General features: G+C 60.0%; 5 protein-coding genes. 4 read left to right on the top strand and 1 reads right to left on the bottom strand.

The window, feature by feature from the left end; genetic code table 11:
• Positions 1 to 231 precede the first annotated feature (231 nt).
• A complete protein-coding gene (locus AC07YV_RS29625; RefSeq protein WP_102702808.1) occupies positions 232 to 675 on the top strand; it encodes an REP-associated tyrosine transposase in 444 nt (147 codons plus the stop codon).
• A 126-nt stretch (positions 676 to 801) separates the two neighbouring features.
• On the opposite strand, the gene AC07YV_RS29620 is transcribed toward AC07YV_RS29625, so the two are convergent.
• Positions 802 to 1,851, bottom strand: a complete 1,050-nt coding sequence (locus AC07YV_RS29620; RefSeq protein ID WP_102702809.1) for an AraC family transcriptional regulator — start codon at positions 1,849 to 1,851, stop codon at positions 802 to 804.
• Positions 1,852 to 2,062: 211 nt separating this feature from the next.
• Between AC07YV_RS29620 and AC07YV_RS29615 the strand changes: the two genes are divergently transcribed.
• From AC07YV_RS29615 to AC07YV_RS29605, 3 genes are all read left to right on the top strand, one after another.
• A complete protein-coding gene (locus AC07YV_RS29615; RefSeq protein WP_102702810.1) occupies positions 2,063 to 3,724 on the top strand; it encodes a GMC family oxidoreductase in 1,662 nt (553 codons plus the stop codon).
• Positions 3,693 to 4,052: a hypothetical protein gene (locus AC07YV_RS29610; protein WP_102702811.1), complete on the top strand. Its 360-nt coding sequence runs from the start codon at positions 3,693 to 3,695 to the stop codon at positions 4,050 to 4,052. Before AC07YV_RS29615 ends, AC07YV_RS29610 begins: the two co-directional genes overlap by 32 nt.
• Before the next feature lie 92 nt (positions 4,053 to 4,144).
• Complete coding sequence (locus tag AC07YV_RS29605; RefSeq protein WP_102702812.1) at positions 4,145 to 5,272, top strand: CaiB/BaiF CoA transferase family protein; 1,128 nt, start codon at positions 4,145 to 4,147, stop codon at positions 5,270 to 5,272.
• Positions 5,273 to 5,429: the final 157 nt, after the last annotated feature.

Here is a 5,429-nt window from a genome sequence, read left to right as displayed (position 1 = left end):
GGTCAACACAACGTGGGGGCGACAAAGTGCCCCTTTTGCTTTTGTAGGAGCTGCCGAAGGCTCGGGCCGCGTTCGGACGATCTTTTGATTTTGATTTTTTAAGATCAAAAGATCGCAGCCTTCGGCAGCTCCTACAGGGGGTCTCGACATAGTTTGAAAATGCTTGGTCGTTCCGATGTGTAAAACAGCAGCTAACGTTCGTCCGACAACACCTTCATGGAGGGCAATGGAATGCCTGTCGCTGCAAACGGATGTCATCTGCGCAAGGGTCGGGTTTGTGAGTCGGGTCGTATTTATTTGCTGACGGCTGTCACCTGTCAGCGACAACCGGTCTTTGCCGATTGGCGGGTGGGCCGCTTGCTGGTCGAACAGCTTCGCAGTGCAGAAGCGGCCGCAATGGTCACTTCGATGGCTTGGGTTGTGATGCCCGATCACCTGCATTGGCTGGTCGAATTGAAGCAAGGCACGTTGGCCGAGCTGATGTGCCGTATCAAATCCCGTAGCAGTCGCTCGATTGAACGAGGCCGGTTATGGCAGCGGGGTTATTACGATCGGGCTCTGCGGCGGGATGAGGATTTGAAGGATGCTGCGCGTTACATAATCATGAACCCGATACGTGCGGGGGTGGTGAAGCGTGTAGGCGATTACCCTTTGTGGGATGCCATTTGGGTTTAGAAAAGCAAAGTCAAAAGATCGCAGCCTTCGGCAGCTCCTACATTGATCGCGTACGGTCATGAATTCGTGGCGTACACAAATTCCCTGTAGGAGCTGCCGAAGGCTGCGATCTTTTGATCTTGACCCTCACCCCTGCTGCCGAAAATCCGTCGGCGACAACCCGGTCCAACGCTTGAACGCGCGGGTGAAGTTGCTGGTATCGCTGAAGCCCAGCAAAAAGGTGATCTCCGTGACCGGCCGCGAAGCCTGGCTCAGGTAGCTGCAGGCCAGCTCCTTGCGCGTGTCATCGAGCAGTTGCTGGAAATGGGTGCCGCGTTGGGACAGTTTCAGTTGCAGCTTGGTCGGGCTCATGCACAAGGCACTGGCAACTTTGTCCCGCGTGCAGTCGCCGTCCGGAAGGAACTCGATGATCTTCTGGGTCACGCCCGTGATCACGTCACTTTTATCCAGGCGCGCCAGATAACTGATGATGATGTTGTCGTTGACCTGCGCCAGTTCCGGGCAGGAGCCGCTGAGCACCTGCATCACGTCAGCCTTGTCGAACACCAGCAGGCCTGAGGCCTGACCGAACAACACCGGTGACCTGAACAAGGCTTCATACGGTGCGGCCCCCTCGTGGGGCATCGGCCGGCACAACTCCACGCGTACCGGCTTGAACTCCTGCTTGTAGAGCAGGCGCATGGTTCGAATCAGAAAGCCGAAAAACGCATCTTCTGTCTCACCGCTCAGTTCCAGCAGGTGATCGAATCGCATCAGGACGTGCGAGTCGTCCTGACTGAGACTGGCCTTGGCGACCTGGGACACCAGGCGGAAGTAGCGCTCCAGCCGTCGGCAGAAGTCCATCAGCGTGCCACTGGCTGCCAGCGAGTACCCCAAGGCATGCAAGTGCGTCAGATGGATATGCTTGGCCACGGTCAACCCGAAATACGGGTTGTGGGTCACATCCACGCAGGCTTGATACAGACGCGTCATCGTTGCCGCAGGCAAGCGGGTCATCGGATCGGTAGCGACGCCCAGTGGAATGCCCATGGCGGCAAAAATCCGCTTGCTGTCCACGCCACTGGCCTCCAGTGCCTGCGCGATAGCCACGGTATAACTGCTGATGGTGGTGGGCTGTAACGCCTCTTCGAACAACGAGATTTCGTCGCCTGGCGCCTGCGTTTTCGAACCTGACATGTGCCTGCCTTATGGGTATGCGAACGCCGATACTCGCGCCCGATCATGCATCGGTCAATGATCCATCAGGGACCTGGCCTCGATGTTCCGATGCTTGGCGCGATAGTCACCTGCCCCGCTGACCTGCGAATTCATTCAATTGACCAGTGACGAACCGGCCAGGTGCCCACAATGCGCTCAAGTTATGCCTCGAATAAAGAGAAGAATACGCATGAACCTGAACACAGAATTCGATTACATCGTGGTCGGCGCAGGTGCTGCAGGCTGTGTAGTCGCCAGTCGGCTGTCAGAGGACCCGAGTATTTCGGTGTGCCTGCTCGAAGCCGGCGGCCCTGACACCAACCCGCTGGTGCACATGCCGGCCGGTGTCGCGGCGATGGTGCCGACCTCGATCAACAACTGGCAGTATCAGACCGTGCCGCAACCGGGCTTGAACGGCCGTGTCGGGTATCAGCCACGGGGCAAGACCCTGGGCGGCAGCTCTTCGATCAACGCCATGGCGTATCACCGCGGCCACCCCGAAGACTTTGATCGCTGGGCGGCGTTGGGCAACCCTGGCTGGAGTTACCAGGAGGTGCTGCCGTTCTTCAAGCGCGCCGAGCATAACGAACACTTCAAGGACGCGCTGCACGGGCAGAACGGCCCGCTCAACGTGCGCTTCCACGCCTCGCCCAACCCGTTCGGCGAAACCTTCGTCGAAGCCGGTGTACAGGCTGGCTATCCCGCGTGCCCGGACCAGAACGGCGCGAACATGGAAGGTTTCGGCCGCGTTCAAGTGATGCAAAAGGACGGGCAGCGTTGCAGCGCGGCCAAAGCTTATCTGACGCCTAACCGCCATCGGACGAACCTGCGCATCGAAACCCACGCCCACGCCACGGGAATCATTTTCGACGCCAAGCGCGCCGTCGGCATTGAATTCGTGCAAAACGGCGTAAAGCGTTCCCTGCGCGCGCGGCATGAGCTGATCCTGAGTTCCGGCGCGTTCAACTCCCCGCAGCTGTTGCTGCTGTCCGGGGTTGGCCCGACCAACGACTTGCTGAAACTCGACATCCCCGTGGTTCACGAGTTGCCGGGCGTGGGCCAGAACCTGGTGGATCATATCGATTACGTGCACTCCTACCGCGTCAAATCGCGCCACTTGATCGGCCTGTCACTGGCGGGCATCTGGGACCTGACCAAAGCCATATTCCGCTACTGGCGCAAACGCTCTGGTCCCCTGACGACCAACTTTGCCGAGGCCTGCGCGTTCGTCAAAACCTCTGCGGCATTGCGTCAGGCCGATATCGAACTGGCCCTGACCGTCGCCATGTTTGCCGATCACGGCCGCACGCTGTATCGCGGTCACGGCCTCAGCGTGCATGCCTGCCTGTTGCACCCCAAAAGCATCGGGCAACTGAAACTGGCGAGTACCGACCCGATGGTGCCGCCGCTGATCGACCCGGCCTTCCTGACCCATCCAGACGACATCAAGACCCTGATCCAGGGTTATCGGGTGATTGAAAAAGTCATGGGGAAAGACGCTTTCAAGGCCTTCAACCCTCAAGACGTGCTTGGCGCGCCGATGACCACCGACGCTGAAATCGAACAAGTCCTGCGCGACCGCTCCGACACCCTCTATCACCCGGTGGGCACGTGCAAAATGGGCAGCGATGGCATGGCCGTGGTCGACGCTCGATTGAAAGTCCACGGTCTGCAAGGCCTGCGGGTGGTCGATGCTTCGATCATGCCGACTATCATTGGCTGTAGCACCACAGCCGCCACCGTGATGATCGGCGAAAAAGCCGCCGACTTCATCCGCGAGGATCGCGCAGCCCGCGCCGCTGTGTCATTGGAGGACGATCATGCATCCGGCACGCTCAATCACCCCGCATAAGTTGCTGACGGTTTGCGCCGTGGTGGAAATCGCCACGGGGCTGGCCTTTGTGCTCACTCCCGGTCTGGTCAGCCAGCTGTTGTTAGGGATTGTCGGCACCGAGGAAACCCATCTGTTTGCGCGGTTCTTCGGCCTGGCCCTGATCGCGCTCGGTATTGCCTGTTGGCCTCGACCGGTCAGCATTGCCGCGGTTCGCTCGATGCTGTTCTACAACGGGGTTGTTGCGTTGTACCTGGCGTATGTCGGGGTGTTTGTCAGCAGTGGGGTGTTGTTGTGGCCAGCGGTTGCGTTTCACGCCGTGATGGCCGCGTTGTTGCTCCGTCGTTAACGTCAAAAGATCGCAGCCCTGTAGGAGCTGCCGAAGGCTGCGATCTTTTGATCTTCCCCCCCAAATCCAAGTCAATCCAAAGGAGTACTCGCATGGGAGTATTGGACGGCGTTCGTATCGTCGAAATCGCCGGCATCGGCCCGGGACCGTTTTGTGGCATGTTGCTGGCCGACATGGGCGCCGAAGTGATTCTGGTGGAACGCGCCGGCATCAAAGGCGCTGACATGCTGGACCTGGGCAAGCACGCTATCGTCAATCGCGGCAAACAGTCGATCGCCCTGGACCTGAAGGATCCGGCGGCCGTCGAAGCGGTGTTGCGCTTGATCGAAGGCGCGGACGCCTTGATCGAAGGCATGCGCCCGGGCGTGATGGAACGCTTGGGCCTGGGCCCTGAGCAGTGCCTGGCGCGCAATCCACGCCTGGTCTACGGACGCATGACGGGCTGGGGCCAGCAGGGCCCATTGGCCCAGGCCGCCGGGCACGACCTCAACTACATCGCGCTGTCTGGCGCCTTGTGGTTCAGCGGTGAAGCCGGTCAACCGCCGATGGCGCCCCCTACCCTGGTGGGCGATCTGGGCGGCGGTGCGCTGTACCTGGCGATGGGCATCCTCGCCGGCATCATCAATGCCGGGACCAATGGTGTCGGTCAGGTGGTGGACGCGGCGATTGTCGATGGCAGTGCCAATCTGATGAACCTGCTGCTGTCGGCACACTCCGCCGGTCAACAGCCGCTGGAGCGCGGTTGCGGGCTGCTCGATGGTGCACACTGGGCACGCACTTATGCCTGTGCCGATGGCTTGTTCGTCAGCGTGCAGGCCCTCGAACCGCAGTTCAACGCGTTGCTGTTCAACACGCTTGGCCTGGGCGATGACGCGGATTTCAAGAACCCCTACGATCCACGATTGTGGGGCGCCTTGCGTGAACGCCTGGCCGCAGTGTTTGCCAGCCAGCCACGCCAGCACTGGGTCGACTTGCTCGAAGGCAGCGACGCCTGCTTCGCCCCGGTGCTGACGCCAGCCGAAGCGCTGAGTCATCCGCACATGGCCGAGCGCGGTGTGTACTCGCGCCAGGACGGCGTGTTGCAGGCTGCACCGGCGCCGCGTTTTTCGACGACGCCATCTTTGGCCGGCTCAGTCCCCAGGCGTGGCGAACATACCGCGTTGATCTTGCGAAAAGCAGGCTTGAGCGACGTGCAGATTGAACACCTGACCACCACCTGATCACCGCGACCCCTGTACCTGATCGCCACGGTCCCTGTAGGAGCTGCCGAAGGCTGCGATCTTTTGATTTTGCTTTTAAAAACAAGATCAAAAGATCGCAGCCTTCGGCAGCTCCTACACGGGGGATTTGGTTATTTCTTCAGGTATATGGCAACGG

This window comes from Pseudomonas sp. GW456-E7, assembly GCF_059424105.1.
This window is presented reverse-complemented; position numbering and strand designations above follow the sequence as displayed.